Source organism: Bifidobacterium sp. SKU, from assembly GCF_026016405.1.
Classification (GTDB): Bacteria; Actinomycetota; Actinomycetes; order Actinomycetales; family Bifidobacteriaceae; genus Bifidobacterium; species Bifidobacterium bifidum.
Genome location: NZ_CP092890.1, coordinates 1915655 through 1936135 on the forward strand (window position 1 = coordinate 1915655; position 20481 = coordinate 1936135).

General features: G+C 64.3%; 17 protein-coding genes. 2 read left to right on the forward strand and 15 right to left on the reverse strand.

Annotated elements, in window-relative coordinates; translation table 11 throughout:
• Positions 1-107: 107 nt before the first annotated feature.
• The 8 genes from pstB to MMB49_RS08250 form a co-directional block, all read right to left on the reverse strand.
• Entirely contained in the window at positions 108-887 is a 780-nt protein-coding gene (gene pstB, locus MMB49_RS08215; RefSeq protein ID WP_003814420.1) for a phosphate ABC transporter ATP-binding protein PstB, read from the reverse strand.
• Positions 888-926: 39 nt separating this feature from the next.
• The gene (gene pstA / locus MMB49_RS08220) at positions 927-1973 is read right to left on the reverse strand and encodes a phosphate ABC transporter permease PstA (RefSeq protein WP_003816561.1); all 1047 of its coding nucleotides are present in this window, start codon (positions 1971-1973) and stop codon (positions 927-929) included.
• Positions 1970-2947: a phosphate ABC transporter permease subunit PstC gene (gene pstC / locus MMB49_RS08225; RefSeq protein WP_003814417.1), complete on the reverse strand. Its 978-nt coding sequence runs from the start codon at positions 2945-2947 to the stop codon at positions 1970-1972. The genes pstA and pstC overlap by 4 nt, the downstream gene beginning before the upstream one ends.
• Positions 2948-3075: 128 nt before the next feature.
• Entirely contained in the window at positions 3076-4206 is a 1131-nt protein-coding gene (gene pstS, locus MMB49_RS08230; RefSeq protein ID WP_003814415.1) for a phosphate ABC transporter substrate-binding protein PstS, read from the reverse strand.
• Positions 4207-4452: 246 nt separating this feature from the next.
• A complete protein-coding gene (locus MMB49_RS08235; protein ID WP_047270890.1) occupies positions 4453-5157 on the reverse strand; it encodes a response regulator transcription factor in 705 nt (234 codons plus the stop codon).
• A gap of 152 nt (positions 5158-5309) precedes the next feature.
• Positions 5310-6665 (reverse strand): sensor histidine kinase, encoded by a 1356-nt coding sequence (locus MMB49_RS08240; RefSeq protein WP_047270892.1) that lies wholly within the window; start codon positions 6663-6665, stop codon positions 5310-5312.
• Positions 6666-6853: 188 nt separating this feature from the next.
• Positions 6854-7561, reverse strand: a complete 708-nt coding sequence (gene mtnN, locus MMB49_RS08245) for a 5'-methylthioadenosine/S-adenosylhomocysteine nucleosidase (protein WP_047270895.1) — start codon at positions 7559-7561, stop codon at positions 6854-6856.
• 47 nt (positions 7562-7608) lie between these two features.
• Positions 7609-8847, reverse strand: a complete 1239-nt coding sequence (locus MMB49_RS08250; RefSeq protein ID WP_047270897.1) for a 3-deoxy-7-phosphoheptulonate synthase — start codon at positions 8845-8847, stop codon at positions 7609-7611.
• 654 nt (positions 8848-9501) lie between these two features.
• Between MMB49_RS08250 and MMB49_RS08255 the strand changes: the two genes are divergently transcribed.
• Positions 9502-10107 carry an ArsR/SmtB family transcription factor gene (locus tag MMB49_RS08255; protein ID WP_003814406.1) on the forward strand — a complete coding sequence of 202 codons (606 nt, stop codon included), beginning with the start codon at positions 9502-9504 and terminating at the stop codon, positions 10105-10107.
• Positions 10108-10228: 121 nt separating this feature from the next.
• Entirely contained in the window at positions 10229-11611 is a 1383-nt protein-coding gene (locus tag MMB49_RS08260; protein ID WP_047270899.1) for an MFS transporter, read from the forward strand.
• Between the two features lie 142 nt (positions 11612-11753).
• Here the strand turns inward: MMB49_RS08260 and MMB49_RS08265 are convergent, their stop codons facing one another.
• The 7 genes from MMB49_RS08265 to MMB49_RS08295 form a co-directional block, all read right to left on the reverse strand.
• Positions 11754-12884 (reverse strand): 3-deoxy-7-phosphoheptulonate synthase, encoded by a 1131-nt coding sequence (locus MMB49_RS08265; RefSeq protein ID WP_047270900.1) that lies wholly within the window; start codon positions 12882-12884, stop codon positions 11754-11756.
• A 210-nt stretch (positions 12885-13094) separates the two neighbouring features.
• Complete coding sequence (locus tag MMB49_RS08270) at positions 13095-14129, reverse strand: DUF1524 domain-containing protein (protein ID WP_047270902.1); 1035 nt, start codon at positions 14127-14129, stop codon at positions 13095-13097.
• A 214-nt stretch (positions 14130-14343) separates the two neighbouring features.
• Positions 14344-15699, reverse strand: a complete 1356-nt coding sequence (locus MMB49_RS08275; protein WP_047270903.1) for a C1 family peptidase — start codon at positions 15697-15699, stop codon at positions 14344-14346.
• Between the two features lie 235 nt (positions 15700-15934).
• On the reverse strand, positions 15935-17413 hold the full coding sequence (locus MMB49_RS08280) for a cell division protein (RefSeq protein ID WP_047270905.1): 1479 nt from the start codon (positions 17411-17413) through the stop codon (positions 15935-15937).
• A 148-nt stretch (positions 17414-17561) separates the two neighbouring features.
• Complete coding sequence (locus tag MMB49_RS08285) at positions 17562-18239, reverse strand: pyroglutamyl-peptidase I (protein WP_003814393.1); 678 nt, start codon at positions 18237-18239, stop codon at positions 17562-17564.
• A 33-nt stretch (positions 18240-18272) separates the two neighbouring features.
• Entirely contained in the window at positions 18273-19073 is an 801-nt protein-coding gene (locus MMB49_RS08290; RefSeq protein WP_003821673.1) for an IspD/TarI family cytidylyltransferase, read from the reverse strand.
• 363 nt (positions 19074-19436) lie between these two features.
• Positions 19437-20447 carry a polyphenol oxidase family protein gene (locus MMB49_RS08295; RefSeq protein ID WP_047270906.1) on the reverse strand — a complete coding sequence of 337 codons (1011 nt, stop codon included), beginning with the start codon at positions 20445-20447 and terminating at the stop codon, positions 19437-19439.
• Positions 20448-20481 lie beyond the last annotated feature (34 nt).

The window sequence follows — 20481 nt, forward strand, 5'->3', positions numbered from 1 at the left end:
TCCGGAGCTCCCCCTCACAAACGCGAAGACCCCGCGCGGAGGCGGGGTCTTGTGGCGATGGACGCGCGGGCGGATGCAACGCATGCGGTCCGCCAGCGCGCCGCCGATCAGCCGAAACGACCGGAGATGTAGCGCTCGGCTTCAGCGTTCTGGGGGTTGTTGAACATCGTGGTAGTGTCCGCGAAGTACTCCAGGTGGCCGGGCTCGCCGACGGCCTTCAGGTTGAAGAAGGCGGTGTAATCGGCGATACGGGCGGCCTGCTGCATGTTGTGGGTCACGATCACGATCGTGTAGTCGCCCTTGAGCTCGTTGATCAGGTCCTCGACGGCCAACGTCGAGATCGGGTCGAGCGCGGAGCACGGCTCATCCATCAGCAGCACCTGCGGGTGCACGGCCACGGCGCGGGCGATGCACAGACGCTGCTGCTGACCGCCGGACAGGCCGATGCCCGGGTTGTCGAGACGGTCCTTGACCTCTTCCCACAGGTTGGCGCCCTTGAGCGCCCACTCGACCAGGTCGTCGGCGTCGGACTTGGAGATGCGGCGGTTGTTCAGGCGCACGCCGGCGAGCACGTTCTCACGAATCGTCATCGTGGGGAACGGGTTCGGGCGCTGGAACACCATGCCGACATCGCGGCGCACGGCGACGGGGTCCACGTCCTTGGCATAAAGGTTCTTGCCTTCGAGCTCGACCTCACCCTTGACGTGGGCGCCGGGGATGATCTCGTGCATGCGGTCGAGGGTGCGTAGCACCGTGGACTTGCCGCAGCCGGACGGCCCGATGAACGCGGTGACTTTGTTGGGTTCGATGTTGATGTTGACATCCTCCACGGCCAGGAAGTCGCCGTAGTAGATGTTCAGATGTTTGACGTCAATGCGTTGTCCCATATGAATTCCTTTATTGATGTATATACAGTGTACGGCGGCTTACCGTTCGGACTTCACGGCGAAGACGCGAGCCACGACACGGCCGATGAGGTTGAGGATCAGCACGATGATGATCAGCACCAGGGCGGCGGCCCAGGAGCGTTCCATCGGGATCGTGGTGACGCAGGAGGAGCCGGCGTTGGGCGGGCAGTTGGCACGCAGCTTGCTGTATTCCTGGTAGACGAACACGGGAAGCGTGGTCATCTCGCCGCTGAACAGGTTCACGTTGGTGAACGTCGCGTAGCCTGCGGTCATCAGCAGCGGCGCGGTCTCGCCGATCACTCGCGCGATGGCCAGGATGACGCCGGAGACGATGCCGGGCAGGGCGGTGCGCAGCACGATCTTGCAGATGGTGCGCTGCTTGGAAACGCCCAGCGCGTACGAGGCCTCACGCAGGTCGCCGGGCACGACCTTCAGCATCTCCTCACTGGTCTTGACGACGGTCGGGATCATCAGCAGCGAAAGCGCGACGGAGCCTTCGAAGCCGCTGATGGTGCCGGGGCCGCCGATGAGCGAGAACATCGAGTAGGCGAACAGACCGGCGACGATGGACGGGATGCCGCTCATCACGTCGACCAGCAGGCCGATGGACTTGGCGAGCTTGTTGCCGCGGGCCGCGTACTCGATCAGGTAGACCGCGCACATCAGACCGACCGGCACGGAGATGACCATGGCGCCCAGGGTGATCTCCAACGTACCGATGATGGCGTGCAGCACACCGCCGTATCCGCCGGAGGGCGTCTGGCTGCCGCCGACGACGCCGGACATGTTGTACGAAAGGAAGTTGAGGTTCAGTCGCTTGATGCCGTTGGCGACGGTCGTCCACAGCACGGAGATCAGCGGGATGCACGCGATGATGAAGGCGAGGCAGATCAGGCTCTTCATGAAGACGTCCTTGCGCTTGCGGGACGCGGCGAAGGAACGGCTGGTCTTGAACCGGTCGAAGTCGATGTCGGGCAGTTGCTTGTCGTTGCGTGCGGCGGGCGTCTTCTTCACGGCGTTCGCGTCGACGCTGATGGTGCTCTTTACAGTTGCTTCACTCATCATGCGCTCGCTTTCTCGGTGATCTTACGGGCGACGAAGTTCACGAGGAACGTGATAACGAACAGCACGAGGCCGGTGCCGATCAGCACGGGCACGCCGATGTTCGGGTCGGCTTCCGGGTATTGCGCCGCGATGTTCGCCGCGATGGTCTGGTTCTGGGATGCCCGCAGCAGCTTGATCGAGTACGTCAGGCCGGGGGAAAGAATCATGAGGACGGCCATGGTCTCGCCGAGCGCGCGGCCCAGGCCGAGCATGGATGCGGAGACGATGCCGGACTTGCCGAACGGCAGCACGGCCAGCTTGATCATCTCCCACTTGGTGGCGCCCAGGCCGATGGCCGCCTCCTCCTGCAGACGCGGGGTCTGCATGAAGATGTCGCGCGACACCGAGGTGATGATCGGCAGGATCATGACGGCCAGCACGACGGCGACCGTGGCGACGGTTCGCGAGGGGCTGTCGGCGACCGACGGGTCATTGAGCGATCCATCGAAGATGTAGGTCCACCTCAGGTACTTCGCGAACCAGTTCCACACCGGCTGGATGGCCGGCACCAGAATCAGGCCGCCCCACAGGCCGTAGATGACGGACGGGATGGCGGCGAGCAGGTCGACCACGTAGCTCAGCGCGGTCGCCAGCTTCTTGGGTGCGTAATGCGAGATGAACAGGGCGATGCCGATCGAGATGAAAAACGCGATGATCAGCGACAGCGCGGAGACAAGCACCGTGCCGAACACCAGCGGGCCCACGTACTGCCAGAAGTTGTGCGCGCGGTTGCCGGTGAATGATTCGATGGTGGCGGTGTTCGCGGCCTGATCGCCTCCGATCAGCGGCCACGCCTGAAACAGCAGGAACAGGAACACCGCCGCAAGCGCGACGAGAATGAGAATGCCGGCAGCATAGGCGATCGTCTTGAACACGACATCGCCGGTCTTGCCTGTACTGGCCGGACTGTCTGCCGCTTTGTCTTGCGAACTCACAGGTTCTCCTTCGTATGCATTTTCAATGGTGGCTTCACGGCCGTGTACAACCGACAGAAGCCGCAGACACCTTTCATTGTGTCAGGTGTTCTGCGGCATCCGCCATACGGCGTGTCAGCTCACGCTGATCACTTGGTCTTGATAGCCTCGATGGACTTGGTGACCTTCTCGACGATGTTGCTCGGCAGCGGGGCGGAGCCGGCAGCGGAGGAGGCGGTCTTCTGGCCTTCGTCGCTGGTCACGTAGGTGAGCCAGCTCTTGACGAACTTGGCGGTGTTGGCGTCCTTGTAGGCGGGGCAGGCGATGTCGTAGGAGACCAGCACGATCGGGTAGGCGCCCTTGGCTTTGGTGGCGTGGTTGATCTTCACGACCACGCGGTTGTCGCCCTTGACGGACGTGTCGATCTCGGAATCCTCGATGACCTTGGAACCGGCGTCAGCGGAGATCTCGTTGTAGTTCTCGCCGACCTTGATGGCCGCGGTGCCCAGGTCGCCGACCTGGGAGAAGTCGGCGTAGCCGATGGTGCCATCGGCCTGCTTGACGGCGGTGACGACGCCCGAGGTGCCCTTGGCGCTCTGCTGGCCGGGGATGTCAGGCCAGTTCTCGGAGAGCTCATGGGTCCAGGAGTCGGGGGCCTGGTCCTTGAAGTAGCTCACGAAGTTCTGCGTGGTGCCGGACTTGTCGGAGCGGTGCACGACGGTGATCTGGGTGTCGGGCAAGGTCAGGTCCTTGTTCTGGTTGGCGATGGCCGGATCGTTCCACTTGACGATCTTGCCGTCGAAGATCTTGGCGGCGGTGTCGGCATCGAGGTTGATGTGCTTGCCGGCGTCGGAAACGCCCTTCAAGTTGAAGATGATGGCGATCGGGGAGATGTAGACCGGCACGTCGAACGCGGTGGTGCCGTTGGCGCACGCCTTGTCGGAGGACTGGGTGACTTCGTCATCGGAGAGGGCCTTGTCGGAGCCGGCCCACGCGGTGGCGCCGCTCAGGAAGGTGGTGACGCCCGCGCCGGAACCGGTCGGGTTGTAGGTGACGTTCGCGCCGGAGTTCGCCGCCATGTAGGCGGAGATCCAGGCTTCCTCGGCCGCCTGCTGGGAGGTGGCACCAGCGCCGGAGAAGCTGCCGGTAATCTTCTCGGTCGAGGTGGAACCGGAGTTGTTGCCGGCGGACGAAGTGTTGTCGCCACAGGCGGCGAGCGACGCCAGCATCACGATGCCGGAAACCGCCGCGATGGAACGAACGAAGAGATTCTTACGCATTGTTTCTTTCCTCTTATCAACTGTCATAGCGGCTCGTGTCATACGATTCAGAGCCGATTCCTTTTCATGACAGTTACTAGCCTATGAGCTGTTCGAGGGGCCGGAAGACAAAATCGGTAAACAGAAGATGAATAGTTGCCGACCTTGCCACGTAGTTGGAATGCGCGGTTTGCGGTATATGGTTCGGCCCGCCTGCACCGGGTGGTTCAGGCGGGCCGAGGGCGCTTTATACCGGGTGCGGGCCGGTCACTGCTGCGGGCTGTCGATCTTGTAGCCGAGGCCGCGCACGGTGGTCAGGTACCGGGGATGGGCCGGATCCTCCTCGATCTTGGAGCGCACGCGCTTGACGTGCACGTCGAGGGTCTTCGTGTCGCCGACGTAATCGGAGCCCCAGATGCGGTCGATGAGCTGGTGTCGGGTCATCACGCGCCCCTTGTTCTGCATGAGGTATTCGAGCAGTTCGAATTCCTTGAGCGGGAAGAACACGCTTTCGCCGCGCACGGTGACCTGATGCTGGCCGACCTGCATGGAGATGTCGCCGCACACCAGCGGGATGTCGTCGTCGACCGCACCGCTGGCCTCGACCGCGCCCTGGTTGCGCCGCAGGACCGCGCGGATGCGCGCGAGCAGCTCGCGGAACGAGTAGGGCTTGGTCACGTAATCGTCCGCGCCGATCTCCAGACCGACGACTTTGTCGATCTCGGCGCTTTTGGCGGTGAGCATGATGATCGGCACGCGGCTCTGCTCGCGGATGCGCCGGCACAGGGCCGTGCCGTCGATGCCCGGCAGCATCAGGTCGAGCAGCACCAGGTCGATGCCGCCCTTGGTGAACAGCTCCAGGCCCTCCTCACCGCTGGCTGCGGCGGAGACGTCGTAGCCCTCGCGCGTCAGCTGGTACACCAAGGGCTCACGATATGATTCCTCGTCTTCCACGATGAGAATGCGTGTCATGTTTACCTTTCACACATACTGTGTTCAATGTCCGTACCGTCACCATCGTAGCGTGTTCCGGCACCACCCGCATTCGGCTCCGAAGACTACGTTGCTTTTCCGCGGGTTTCACGATGGGTGGCCGACGTGCCGGGGAGACCGTGGCGGCGGGCCTACTCCTGCGTCGCGGCGTCGCCGGCCTCCGGCGCGCCGACGGTCTCGCCGGGCGCTTCGCCGTCATCCGCCCGCTCGCCGTCATCGTCATCCGGTTCGGGAGCGACCGGCAGCTCGATGGTGAACGTGGAGCCTTCGCCCTCGCGCGACCATACGGAGATCGTACCGCCGCACTCCTGCACGCAATGCTTGGTGATGGCAAGGCCAAGCCCCGAGCCGCCCGTGGCCCGCGACCGCGCCGGATCGACCCGGTAGAACCGTTCGAATACGCGGTCCAGCGACGCCGAGGGGATGCCGATGCCCTGGTCGATCACGCGAATCGTCATGGAGCTCGGGTCCTTGCACAGCGAGACGCTCACGCTGACCGTCGTGTATTCGGGCGAGTAGCGGATGGCGTTTTCGACGAGGTTCTTCACGGCCATGGTGAGGGTCTCCCGGTCGACCATGATGGCGATGTCGCGCTGCGCCTCGTCGTCCGCGGCGGCGTCAGCGTCGACCGGCGCCTGCTCGCCGCGCAGCGACAGCCGTATGGCGATGTGCTTCGCACCGGCCTGCACCAAGTTCTCGCCGACGGCCGCGCGCACCACCGACATGGCGGATATGCGCTGCGCCTTGAGCATCGCCGGCGCGTCCTGCGCGCGCTGCAGTTCGATCAGGTGGGTCACCAGTTCGGTCAGCCGCGCGGATTCCTTGGTGATGCGGCCGGCGAAATACCGCACGGCGCCAGGGTCATCCGCCGCGTCGGAGACGGTTTCGGCGAGCAGCGAGATCGCGCCTGCGGGGGTCTTCAGCTCGTGGGAGACGTTGGTGACGAAGTCGCGGCGCATCTGCTCGAACCGACGCTGCTCGGTCACGTCGTTGATGAACACCGCGTACAGACCGTCGCAGATATGGCCGACGCGTACGCGCAGGTAGCTGTCGGAGGGCGCGGAGCTGCCGGCGGTGACACCTCGTCCGGAAATCGCGCTCGACATGCGGGTCAGGTCGAGCGAGACGCGCATCTCGCGTTCCCGCACGCCCCCGTTCTCCACCACGACGTGCAGGATGTCGAGGATCTCGTCCTTGACGATCCAGCCGTTCTCGATGACATCGACGTTCACCGAGCTTTTGCTGGAGCACCGCACGGAACCGTTGCCGTCGCAGACGATCACCTCGGACGGCATGACGTCGATGAGCCCCTGTTCCGCCTCACGCACCGGCACGTCGGTGCCGAACAGCGAGCCGGAATCGCTCCCCTGCCCCGCCAGCGTGTCGCGTTCGCCGGACTCGCGCCCCAGCGCGTACGACCTCGATACGGCAATCACCAACACGATAATCGTCACCAGCACCGCCAACGCCACATGCATCCATGTCATCGGACCCGCCCCGCCTTTCCTCGGCCCTGCACCACTCTCATCCACCCGCACCGATGATGCGGATGCGGATGGTTTCAGCGTAACGGCTCCGCACGTCCCGCCGCCAGCGCGACTACGTAAGTTTGCCAGTTGTTCAACTTGCCGTGTCCTTCCGCGGCACAGCCCGTCGGAGCGAGCCGCGCCCGGCGTCACATGCGCCGCAGGATGTCGAGCACGATGCGGGCCGCGGTATCCGCGTATTCGGAGATGTCGAAGCCCTTGAACTCCTCGTAGTCGGTGTCGGCGTTGTCGCTCAGCGCGCGGATCACCAACGCGGGTACTTCGTTTCGGGCGGCGACGTGCGCCACGGATGCGCCTTCCATCTCGACGGCGTCGGCGCCGGTGTCGTGGATGACCTTGGCGATCTGCGCCGGCGTATCGACGAAGTAGTTGCCGGACGCGATGATGCCGATGATGTGCGTGACGCCCATGGCCGCGAGCGCCTGGTCGGCGAGGGACAGCAGACGGTCGTCGGAGTGGAATTCCTCGACGGGCTGCTGCTCGGTGCCGGGCTTCCATTGGCCGACGAGTCGCATGTCGGTGTCGAGGTAGCGCAGTGTGCCGCCGAGCACCACGTCGTTGATGTGCAGGTTCCGGTTGAGGTTGCCGGCGATGCCGGAGAAGATCACCGCGTCGGGATGGTATGCGTCGATCAGGTGCTGGGTGGTGGCGGCGGCGTTGACCAGTCCCATGCCGCCGACGGTCGCGACGGCGGTGACGGTGCCTCCTTCGTTGGTTCCCAGCGTGCCGCGCGTCACGTCGAGGCCGGCTTGGCGGTCGTGGGTGACGTCGTTCAGTGATGCGGCGATGAGTGCGACTTCGTCGTCCAATGCGCCGATGATGGCGATGGTGGTCATGGGAATCCTTTCCGTGTGGTTGTTCGTGAAGAGTGATGGACGCCGTTTCAGCGCCAGCGCCGGGCGGACACCGCGTCGGCGAGCTCGTGCAACAGCCGTTCCGTCTCGTCCCAGCCGATGCAGCGGTCGGTGATCGACTTGCCGTAGACCAGTTGGTCGAGCGGGGCCGCCGGCTGGCTGCCGCTTTCGATGAAGCTTTCCATCATGATGCCGGTGATGCCTTCCTCGCCATCGGCTATGCGCCGGGCGATGTCTCGCACGACCTCTGCCTGCCGGTGCTCGTCCTTGCCGGAGTTGCCGTGCGAGCAGTCGATGATGAGCCCGTGGGTGGCGGCGGATTCCGCCGGCATCATCGCGCGCACGTCGTCCATCGCACGGCGCACGGATGCGGTGTCGTAGTTCGGCCCGTGGATCGAGCCGCGTAGCACCACGTGGCAGTCCGGGTTGCCGAGCGTCTCCACCGCGCAGGCCCGGCCCATGTGGTCGATGCCGAAGAACGTGTGCTGCTGCGCGGAGGCGTAGCAGCCGTTGACGGCGGCCTTGACGGACCCGTCGGTCGCGTTCTTGAATCCGATCGGCATCGACATGCCGCTGGCGAGCTGGCGGTGGACCTGCGATTCGGTGTTGCGGGCGCCGATCGCGCCCCAGCTGACCGCGTCGGAGATGAACTGGGGGCTGGTGGGCTCCAGGAATTCCGTGGCGGCGGCGAGTCCTTCGCCCAGCACGCCGATCAGCGTCTTGCGCGCGAGCAGCAGGCCCTTGCGGATGTTGTGGCTGCCGTCGATGTCGGGGTCGTTGATCAGTCCCTTCCAGCCGACCGTCGTTCGCGGCTTCTCGAAGTACACGCGCATCACGATGAGCAGTTCGCCTTCGGTCTCCTTCATCACCTTCGACAGCCGGTGCGCGTAGTCGAGCGCGGCGTTCGGGTCGTGCACCGAGCAGGGGCCGACGATGACGAGCAGACGGTCGTCCTGCCCATACAGGCAGGCGCGTATCTCGTCGCGCGAGTAGGCGACGATCTCCTGCGCGGCGGAGTCAAGGGGCAGTTCCGCCAACACCTGGGCCGGGGTGGGCAGCGGTTCGAGCTCCAGCACCCGGCGGTTGATGATACGGCTGACGCCCACCTGATCCTCCCAGCGCGGCACGCCCGTGGCGAGCAGCGGGTTCTTGCCCTCGTCCATGGCCTGCCGGATGGCCCGCAGCTCCTCCGGCGTGTTCAGCGGCTTCGGGCCGGCGTGACGCGGCGTGCCCTGCGGCGTACGCTCTCCCATGTTCTGCTGCTGCATGACGTGATGTCTCCTTGCCTTGTTCTCTCCCCCAAGGATAAGGCACGGCCCTGTACTTGGCCATACACGGGCCGGCACACGGGCCGCGCCAGCCCGTATCCGCCGCGCATGACGAACGTCCCCATGCCCCGCGTCGAACGGGCACGGGGACATTACGATGTTCTGGAGCGTTGCCGTCTCGCCGGCCGCGGCGTCCTTGTAGTCGCCGGCCGCGATCGCGACCACCGGCAACACCGCCAGGATCGTCTTCCAGGGAGTTTTGCGCCCTGAGTGCCGTGCCGATTCCGCCATCACGCGCCCTCCTTCACCGACGCGAACAACGTCACGCCTTCGCCCACAGTTGCCGTGCATTCATCGTGATGAGCCATGCCCTTTCAGTCTTCTCTGACTTGCGCCACGCTGCGGTCGCGCACTAATACCCCCCTGCCCGCGCTGGCACCTATGCCAACACGCGCCGGTATCCGCGGTGTTTCTTGAAGGAGAGGAACCACCGCTTGAACTCTTATGCGAGCCTAACATGAAACGGGAAAAAAACGGGGGCACTTGATTTATACAAGAGTTGTTGTACAATATTTCTTGTCAATTGGATATCGCTTCATAACATGAGCGCAGCATCACACGCGACAGGTGTCATGAGGCACGGAAGGAACGGACATGGCACAGGCTTCCGACACGGCGCAACCGCAGACGCCGCCCCGCCGCGACAACCCCGCGACAGTCACCGACACGAACCGCCTGAAGGCGCTGTCGCACCCCACACGACTGCGCATACTGACCGTGATGAGCGACACCGAACCCGTCACGGTCGGCCAGATCGCCGAACAGCTCGGAGAATCGGCCGGAACGGTCAGCTATCACCTGAAACAGCTCGAAAAGGCCGGATTCGTCACGCAAACGCCATCACCCGACGGAGACAACCGCAGAAGCTGCTGGCTGGCCGCCCAACGCAGACTGGAAATCAACGCGGACGCGGCCGTCGATTCGGCAATGGCGACGACAATGGATCAGGTCAGCTCCACGCTTCGGCAAGAGGCATGGCAGCGATACAGGTCGGCCTCTGACAACCTGCCCAAACAGTGGACGGACCCAACGGTGACGAGCAGCAGCGTGCTGCGGCTGACAAGCGAGGAATACGCGCGCATGTCACAGGAGTTGCGCGAGCTCTTCAACACATGGACATCACGCGACCTCGCACACGAGGAAGGGGACGGCTCGCAACCCGTCATGCTCAACATCGACGCCTTCAGATGGCTGCCATAACGGCGGCCTGACATACCCTCTCACCCCACGCCCTGCGCCCACAATGCAATGGGCGAGCGCAAGCATACGCAATTTCACCCCTCGACGCACAACACCCCTCAACTTATTCAAAGGAAACATCATGCCCGAATCATCGCAGGCGCAAACCGCGCCACACCGCGAACGCACTTCCCCGCAACGCAGTGAATCGCTGTGGGGCAACCCCACATATCGTCAATGGTTCACTGCAGACACCGCCTCGACGATCGGAGCCGCGATGAAAGGCTTCGCGATCTCGCTGATCGCCTTCTCGCTCACCCAATCGGTGGTGCTCGCCGGATGGCTCGCCACGTTCAGCCAAATTGCCACGCATGTCAGCGACGTGTTCGGCGGCACGGTCGTGGACCGGCACAACCGCAAAGGGCTCATCATCGCCAACGCCGTGTTCGGCACGCTGCTGTGGGGAACGGTGTTCGTGCTGATCGCCCTGCATGCAATCACATTCCCGATATTCGCCATCGTGACGGTCGCGGCGTCAGCGGTCAACGGACTACTCGCCAACGCGACCAACGCGATGCTGCGCACGATCATACCGACCCGCGAATATCCGAAGGCGCAAAGCCTCAATCAGGGGCGCGATTCCGTGGTCAGCATCGCGGGATCCCCGCTCGGCGGCGTGCTGTACGCGGTCGCGCCGTGGCTGCCGTTCGCGGTCGCCTCGCTGATGTACGCGATCAGCGGTGTCAGTGCCGCCCAGCTGCGCGTCGACGAACATGTCCGCGACATGGTGACGACAGATCGCAAGAGCAAGCGTCCCGACACCGCGTCGCAAGCGGGCTGCACGTCCGATGCCGCCGTCGTGCCCGACGCCGATGCGACAGCAGAGTCGGCGCACACCTCGTTCTTCGAGGATTTCATCGAAGGATGGCGCTGGACGCTGCGCAGGCACACGCTGCTGGCGATCTGCGTAATCGCCGCGCTGGTGAATTTCGGGCTCAACGGCGTGTTCGCCGCGGTGAACCTGCAACTGGTGAGCACCCACGTGGACTCCGTGCGACTCGGTTTCGTCAACACCGTCATGGGAGTCGGCATGCTGATCGGCGCGGTGATCGCCGCACGGGTATGCGAGCGAGTGCACATGGGCACCGGTCTGGTCGTCCTGTCGGTGACGTCGCTGCTGACATTGCTGCCGATGCTGTTCAGCAGCGATTACCTGGTGATACTGGCGTCATCGCTGATCGTCGGGCTGCCCATCCCCACCATCAACTCGCTGCTGATGGGATTCGTGTTCGCCAAAGTGCCGAGCGAGATGCAGGGACGTGTCGAGTCGGCGAGCGACATGCTGTCGATGATACCCACGCTGTTCTGCTCAGCGCTCGCCGGCTCCCTGCTGCCACGCATCGGGTTCGGCGCCACGATTGGCCTGTTCCTGGCCGTGCTTGCGGTCAATGTGGTCATCGCGCTGCTGATGCCGTCGATCCGCTCGCTCCCCGCCGCCGACCACTGGGACGACGCGTCGCTGTGACGATGCATCACTGAAGCAGCGCCAATGCAAAAAACGGTTCGGCGCGGCCTCTCGAACAGACAAGGCCACGCCGAACCTACGTATATGCTAGCAGCCATGTATTGTGGCATGCCCCACCTAGCGGCCTAGGCCGGGCACCGGATCAGAGCGCGCGACGCGCGTCGATGGCGTCGGCGAGCGTGTGCAGCAGCTCCTCGGTGCGCTCCCACGGCACGCAGGAGTCGGTGACCGACTGGCCATACACCAGCTGGTCGAGCGGTGCCGGTTTCTGATGCCCGCCCTTGAGGAAGCTCTCCATCATGACGCCGAGGATGCCCGGCTCTCCATCGGCGATACGCGAGGCGATGTTCTCAATGACCTCGGCCTCGACGTTCTCGTCCTTGCCGCAATTGCCGTGCGCCGCATCGATGACCAGACCGCGTTCGCTCGGACCGCTCGCCTTCGACGCGCGCAGCGCCTCAAGCGCGGCCGCCACGGAAGCCGCATCGTAGTTCGGGCCGGTGTTCGACCCGCGCAGGATCAGATGGCAGTCCGGGTTGCCCTTCGTCTCGGCGGAGATCACGCGGCCATCCAGGTTGATCGACAGGAAATGGTGCTCGAACCCGGCCGCGAAACACGAGTCGGCGGCCGGCTTGATCGAACCGTCGGTCGCGTTCTTGAAGCCGATCGGCATCGACATGCCGCTCGCCAACTCACGATGCACCTGCGACTCCGTGTTGCGCGCGCCGATCGCCCCCCAGCTGATCAGATCGCAGATGTACTGCGGTGTAATCGGATCCAGCCATTCGGTCGCCGTCGGCAGCCCCAGGCCAAGCACGTCGGTCAGCACCTTGCGCGCCAGCCACATGCCCTTGCGGATATCGAAGCGGCCATCCAGATCCGGATCGTTGATCAGACCCTTCCAGCCGATCGTCGTGCGCGGCTTCTCGAAATACACGCGCATCACGATCATCAGTCGGTCCTCAAGCTCGCCCTTGAGCGCCGCAAGACGCTGCGCGTACTCGTGCGCCGCTTTCGGATCGTGAATCGAGCACGGGCCGACGATGACCAGCAGACGATCATCGCGACCGTGCAGGATGTCGCGGATCTCCTGACGTGATTGCAGCACCAGGTCGCTCATATCATCGGTGAGCGGCAGTTCCCTGAGAAAATACCGCGGTGCCGGAATCGGGTCGAGCTGGCGAATGTTCACGTCCACCGTTTCAGGGAACACGGCATTCCCGCCCAAATGCCGCTCGTCCTCGGAACTGTCCGGACCACGAAGCCCTGCCATCGCTCTGCTCTCCTTCCGCACCGCAGGCCGGCGTCTTTCGACCCGCGCCCTCACGTCGCATACCAATACCGAACACACAATAGTAGATGCCGTCGGAATACGGAAAACAACGGCTGCAATGCGGGCACGGCGGAGCTGCGAAGCCGTCACCCGGCGAAAGTCCCATTCCGGCGGCTGCGGATGGGACTTTCGCGGGATGGAGATGGGGCGCTATTCGCAGGCGACGCCGTCGCCGTCGCGATCGAGTTTGGCCGAGTAGCCGGGCTGCCCTTTGTATAGCGGAGCTTTGCCGGCTGCACGCACCGCGGCGCAGTTCTTGTAGTAGACATCGGAACTGTCGCCGTCAGGCGGAGCGGCCGGCTCCACCACCGTGCTCGACTCGGACTGTTCGCCCGATGAACCGTCCTGCGATGAGCTGCCTTGCGACACGTCCTCCTGCGGCGCCACTGATTCCGCGCCGTCGCCGGTCGGAACGGTCTGGGCCGGGCAGGACGACAGCACGCGCGACATCGCATCATGCTCGGCCTGCGTCACCCACAGCGAGTACTTCGCCTTCACGCCGATCTGCCGAGCCACGTATGAGCAGCGGAACGATTTGTTGGCGGGCAGCCAGGTCGCCGCGTCGCCGTCGGACTTGCGCTGGTTCGACGGGCCGTCCACCGCGAGTAGGTTGTACGGGTCATTCGCCAGCTGCTTGCGCCGGTCGGCGATCAGCTGCTGCGCGCCCTTCTGCCATGCGTCCGACAGCGCCACCACATGATCGATCTGCACGGCCGCCGAGGTGCTTTGCCCGCGCACGAAATCAATCACCGCGGCGGTGTACGGGTCGACGAGCCGACCGCTGGTCACCACGCAATTGTGCGTACCGGCCTTGTAAGTCTTGTTGGTGAGGTCACGGTTGAGGATGTCGTTGCGCGTGTCGCACCCGTTGTGGTCGACGTCGGCCCATGCCGCGCCGAACTGGTCGCGCGAATAACCGGTTTTCGGTGCACGTCCCTTGACCGGCAACGTCTCCAGCACGCTCGTGGCGAGCTGTCCGCCGGACGTGGAAGCCGAGCTTGACGGTTCGGACGACTCAGCCGATTCGGATTGTCCGGACGACTGACGCTCAGCCGACCCCGCATCGGAGCCGGGAGTTCCGCATGCGCCGACGGTCAACACGAACGCGATCGGGATAAGACACGTCAGTATTCGATTGAATGTATTGAATGATGTGCGGCTTCCGGCCGACGCTTTCTTCATCATGCAGCTTTCTCTGGGCTTATTCCGCTATGCCGCAACCGATGCGCGGTCCTCTGGCTAGAAACATCATTGTCATCCAACAATAGCGGAAGACCGCCGTCAATGACGATTCCCCACATCGAACGGCACATTCCTTTCGTAAAATGTCCATCCGACACGGGGAATCGACGAAATCGGTCATTCAGTCTCGTGCTCGACGCACGGGCCGATACCTCGCTCAGGCCAGCGCACCCATCGGATCCCATGCGGGGAGCATGGTGGCGGGCTCGGCGAGCGCGGCCTGATACTCGGCCGGGAGCATCGCCTTGGGCACGGCCACCTCGTACACGTACTCGGTGAACCAGTCGTCGCTCATCGTGAAGTAGCCCTTGTCGGCAATCTTGTCGCCCCAGGAGTTCTCCACGCGCCAGCGACGGGTCGTGGTGCCGTCATCGGCCACGTCCACGCCGACGAACGCCATCGCATGGTTCATCGCGGAGTCGCCGAAGCGTACGCGCGACTCCTTGTCCATGTCGAAGTCCACATCGTAGACGCTGCCGTACTCGAACAGGTCAGTCGCCCACGCGCCGCGCTCGCGATCCATGAACGGACCGCAGTCCGCGCCGAACCACACCGGGATGCCCTTTTCGGTCAGGATCGCGCGCACGCAATCCTTCATGAACTGGTTCGGCACGTTCAGGTACTCGGTCGGGTTGCCGCCGGCCACGTTGCCCAGGTGCTCGATGCCGATCTTCTTGCCCTTGGCGTGCTCGCGGCGCGGATCGTCCACGAGGCACACGTAATCCTCAAGGTCGGCGGTGCCCACGTACTTCTTCCAGAACTCGACGGGCGTGATTTCGCCGTCGCGGTGGAACATGCCCTCGGAGTCGGTCCACTCCCAGTCGAAGCTCTTCGGCGGCTCGCCCAGGTGAATCGTCAGGATGCGGTGGCCGGCGGCGACGGTCTTGGCGACCTCGTCGTCGATCGACGCGGGGTCGGCGTACATGTGCGCCACGGCAGTGTGCAGCAGGTGGCGCAGCTGCGTGTTCATAGCGCCCGTGTTCTTCGAGGATTCGGTCTCCGGGAACAGGTCCTTCGGCACGGCACCGTACTTCTTGTACACGTTCAGCGCCATCGTCCACTGACCTCCGTCACCCATCACGTCGGCGAGCAGGTGCTGGATCAGGCGCGAGTCGGACGGCTCTCCGGCACGAACCAGCGCGGCGACGTCCTGCAGGAAGTAGTTGACGCGCTCCAGCTTGTCGAAGTACATCGCGTAGTTCTGGGAGAACTCGAACTCCTTGACGCCGAGGTTCTTCTTGGCGACGAAACGGGCCACATTCAGCGAGCTGAACAGCCAGCAGCGACCGGAACGGTCCTGATGGGTGACCTCGCCGTTGTCGACGGTGACGGAGAAGCGGCGCTGCAGCAGACGGGAACGGTCATAGTTCAGCGCGACCTTGTCGATACCGGCGGCGGTGACGGCGTTCATGGCCAGACGGTTGGACTGGCTGGTATCGAATGATGCGACCAGATCATTCAGCTGCTCGCCGGACAGCGGTGTGATTTCAGACGATGACGTGTTCTCGGTCATGCTGCTCCTTTGACTTGGGACGTGCGCGGCCGGTTTTGTGGCCGCAATGAAACGTGGCATCCAGCGTTTGACCGGATGCCACGACGGGTCTCTAATGAGTGTAGCGGCGACAGCGGATTCCCGCCATCGAACCGGTTCAATACCTTGATTCGGCAGGAGTCCGGCGACTTCTGCAGCCGCCTGCGGGCCGGACGGCGAAGCCCGGCATCCGACGCTTCGGGATCCCGGCCGACTGCTATTCGGCGGTTTCGGCCTCGCCGGCCTCGGTGTGCTCGGCCGAGCGCTCGGCCACATGCTCGGCGACCGGCTCGGCGGCGACCGCTTCCGCATCCTGATTGTCGGCATGCTCCGCGACGGCATGCGACTCATACGCCGGTGCCGGCTCATCCTGCGCGGCGGCATTGTACAGCGGCACATCGGGCGCTCCCTGATGCGACGCGGCGCCAGGCTGCTCCACCCCCTGCTCGTTCATGAACCCGAATCCGCTGAACGCCTTGGTAAACATCGAACGCAGCTCGGACACGCGCTGCGTGATGGCCGCCTCACGCGATTGCAGCTCGGCGATGCGCCCCTGAAGATCCTCCAGCTCGACCTGCGCGGCCTTGCGGCGATCCTCGATCTGCGACGCCGCATCCTCGCCGGCCTTTTCCAGGATCTGCGCGGCCTGATCGTCGGCCTCCTTGCGCTTGCTCGCCGCATACGTGTCGGCATCCTCGCGCACGGTCTTCGCCTGGCCGATCAGCTCGTCGGATTCCTTCTTGGCGGCCACGCGACGCTCTTCGAGGTTTTCGAGCAGCTCGCTCACCTTCTTGGTCGCTTCGTCCTGCTGGGCGGCGATGTCAGTGCGAATCTGCTCGACCTCGGCGTTGACCTGGCTCATCGTCTGCGTGTGGCGGACCTCGGCGTCGTCGCGAATCTCCTGCGCCTTCGCCTTGGCCGCATCGATAATCTCGCCCGCCCTGCGCTGCGCGTCGGCCATCATCTTGGACACCTGCTCGCGCACGTCGGACAGTTTCTTGTTCGCCTCCGCGAGCGCCGCCTGAATCTGGTCGTTGGACTCGGACTTGAGCTTGGCAATCTCCTCGTTCGCGCTCCTGCGCTGCGAGGCGATCTGCTGGGTCGCCTTCGCCTGCATCTCGGCGATCTCACGCTCCTGCTTGGCGCGCTCCGACGCCATGCGCTTTTCATGCTCCTCGCGCGAATTGGTGAGTTCGAGATCAACGGACTGACGCTGCTCGGTCACGATCTTCGCCGTTTCGGCGCGCAGCTGGGCGGCGTCCTGCTGCGCGCTGGTCGTAATGGTCTGCGCCTGATTGGTGGCGTTGCCGGTAATCGTATCGGCCTTGGCCTGAGCGTCATCGAGAAGATGCTGCGCATCCAGCTTCGCGTTGTTGATCAGCGTCTCCGCCTGAGCCTTGGCGGACGCGCGAGTCGAGGCGGCATCCTGCTTGGCACGCTCCAGCAGCTCGGTGCTGGTCTGCTCCGCGGAGGCAAGCATCTGCTGGGCGTTGGCGCCCAGCGAGGCGAACGTGTGGTTCTTGGACGACTGACGGTTGCGCTCCTCCTGCAGCTTCGCCTGCAACTGCAGCAGACGATCCCCATCCTGCTTGATCTGCGCACGCAACGCGGCCAGCGTCTGCTGCGCGCTGGCAAACGCCCGGTCCACCTGCTCCTTATCGTATCCACGTATCACAATCGGGAACTGGTCCGCCATGTTCGGTTCCTTTCGCCATTACACCTGCTCGTTAGCACAACCACACACGACTGTACCGCATGGCGTCAAGCCCACGCCAGAAACGCGACGAACCATACGCGAACGTACACACATGCCAGCAAGAAACCAGCTGCATCCCAGCAAAACGTCAGGCGATGAGAATATCCCCGGACGACGGCTGCAGATAATAACGGACCGTCTCGCGCACCACATCGCGCCCAGCACGCACCTGCTGGCGCAGATCCAGACCGTTCTGCAGCCTGCTGCCGCCATTGATCGGAGGGAAGCTGACGAAGCCGGCCAGCACACGATCCTGTGTCGCCGTCCAGTGCAGCAGCTGGTAGAACAGCGAATTGCATACGAACGTGCCCGCGTCGGAACTGAGCGTGGCGGGTATGCCGTCGCGCGCGAAATCGTTGATGATGGCCCGCAATGGCAAACGGGTCCAATATGCGGCCGGGCCGTCCTTGATGATCGGCTCGAACCGCGGCAGCGCGTTGTCGGCGTCGGGGCGGGCAGCGTTCATCAGGTTCGTGGCGCAGCGTTCCATCGCCACGCTGTGCGCCGCATGCTTGAGACCGGTCGCGATCACGATGTCCGGCCGGGTCGCATCCAAGGTCTCCAGCAACGTGGGCCAAGCGTTGGCGAAGCTGACCGGGAGCGCCACGGTGTTGATGGACACGTTGGCGTCATGCAGCGGATCGTCCACGTCGGACGGCTCCCCGATGCCGTCGCGGACGAGCGCCTCGGGCACTTCGTACGACGGGTTGACGTCGATGTTCTCGTAGTGGTCGAACCCACAAATCACGACATTGAGCTGCTGCATGATGCCAGTGTACCCCGCGAACGCCTGCCGCTGCTATTGCTCGCGGACCTGGGCGAACACCTGATGCATCCGTTCGCGTGCGAGACGCTTGCGGATCTCCAGCGAGATCTGCTCGGCCTGGGGCAGGTCGTCGCGCGTGGTGATCTTCATGTTGGTCCGGGAGCCGGCCACGATGGCGACCGGGACGTCGGGCAGGTAGTCGACGACCACGCGCGTATCATCGGTCGGGTGGAAATCGGGGTCGCGCGAGGCTAGCTCGTATGCGCGGCGGATGGTCTCGAACCGGAATGCCTGCGGAGTCTGCGCCCGGAACATGTTCGCGCGGTCCGGGACGGAGCGCACGACCTTGCGGTCGCCCAGATCCTCGGTGAGCAGCATCGTGTCGGTGGAGGCGAATGCGACCGTGGCTGCCTCGAACTCGTCCAGCGCGGTGATGCAGCCGTCGATCGAGGACTGCTCGACGAACGGACGCACCGCGTCGTGGATCAGCAGTTTCGCGCGGGGCGGGATGCCAGCTGCCCCCAGCGCCTGCAGAGCCGCCGCAGTGCTGTCGGCGCGTTCGGCGCCGCCGTCGATGATCATGCGCACCTTCGGGTAGCCGGCCTCATCGACCAGGCGTTCCACTTCATCGCGCACCTGCGGGTTGACGACGACGATGGTGTCGGTGACATGCGGGTTCTGCTCGAACGCCTCGATGGACCAGCAGACGATCGGCTTGTCGTCGACGCTCACCAGCTGCTTGGGGTTGTCCGGATCGAAGCGCGTGCCGAAGCCGGCGGCCAATACCACGGCGACGACCGGTGCTTCGGGTTCTCTGTCATCTCTCTGAGTCATACCGCCCACCGTATGCCCCGCCCTGCCCGGGTGTGACGGAAGCCACACTCTTCTGCACGGAATTTTTTCTGATTCGACGACGAACAGGCCGCCAACACCGGTGTCGGCCCCGCCGCAACGGGCTATCTCGCTTTCGAGGGGTTGATTTCGGCTCCGCCGAACATCTATCTGCGTTTCAAGGGGTTGCCCAAACACGATACCGCGAGTATTAAGCGCCAAACGCCATTGGAATCATGCGGTTTAGGGCCTTGGGCTACTTGGCCATCAACCTCACGAAACGAAGATAGATGTTCCCGACCGGTGGAATCAACCTCACGAAACGAAGATAGCGGCCCGATTCGTCACAACCGAGGCAAATCGGGGTCAGCCGCGCATGATCAGGGCGAGCAGGCGTCCCTCGTGCGTCTTGCCGGCGAGCGAGGCGCGGCGGTGGGAGTACCACAGCGGGTTCTCCAGCGTGCACATGCTGTGGCGCACGGTGCTCCAGCGGTCGGCGAGCGCAGGCTCGCCTTCGCCGTCGGCGGCGCACAGCGAGGCAAGCTCCTCGTCTTCATACAGGTATTGGGAGGCGGCGTTGACGCGCGGGCGCGAGTCGACGATGCTGTCGGCGGGAACACCCGCCTTGGCGAGCTCCATGCGGGCGGCCTTGGCGATGTCGATGCCGGGGCCTCCGAATCGCGTCAGGGTGAACGTACCGGGGAATTGCGCGTCGAACCCGTCGGCGATGGCGTCGCCGACCTCGTAGCAGTCGCCGCAGATGCACGGTCCGAGCGTGGCCGCGATGCGCTCCGGCGCAGCGCCCTTGGCCACCATCGCATCAATCGTGGCACTGATGATGCCGCGCTGCAGGCCCTTGCGCCCGCAGTGAGCGGCGCCGATCACGCCGGCCTGGGCGTCGGCCATCAGCACCGGCAGGCAATCCGCAGCGAACATGCCCAGAGCCACACCCGCGCGAGACGTGACTTGCCCGTCCGCCTCCACGACGGTCGCGGCCTGCGCCTCGCCGTCGGCGGTCACCTCACCGGGCGTGCCGGACACATCGAAGCCGAACGGGGTGTTCAGATGCCACGATGCATCCACGTCCACCGCACGCCCGGAATGCACCTGACTGACCAGCGAGAGCCCGCAGCCGACGGATTTCACGAGCGACACGCGATTGGCGAGAATCGCCTGCGGGTCGTCGCCGCCCTTGCCGCCGAGATTGCAATCGCCGAAATCGCCGTGGCTCACCCCGCCCAGGCGCGTGGTGTAGACGACAGTGACACCAGGCGCCAGCGCGATCGGGATCGTCACTGGAACCGGGTTGCCCTCCTCGTCGGTGGGGCTGATGGCGTTGCTGTCCAGAATCTCATCATCAAACTGCGTATCGCTCATGATTCCTTATCCTATGTGATTGCGTGCTCTTCGG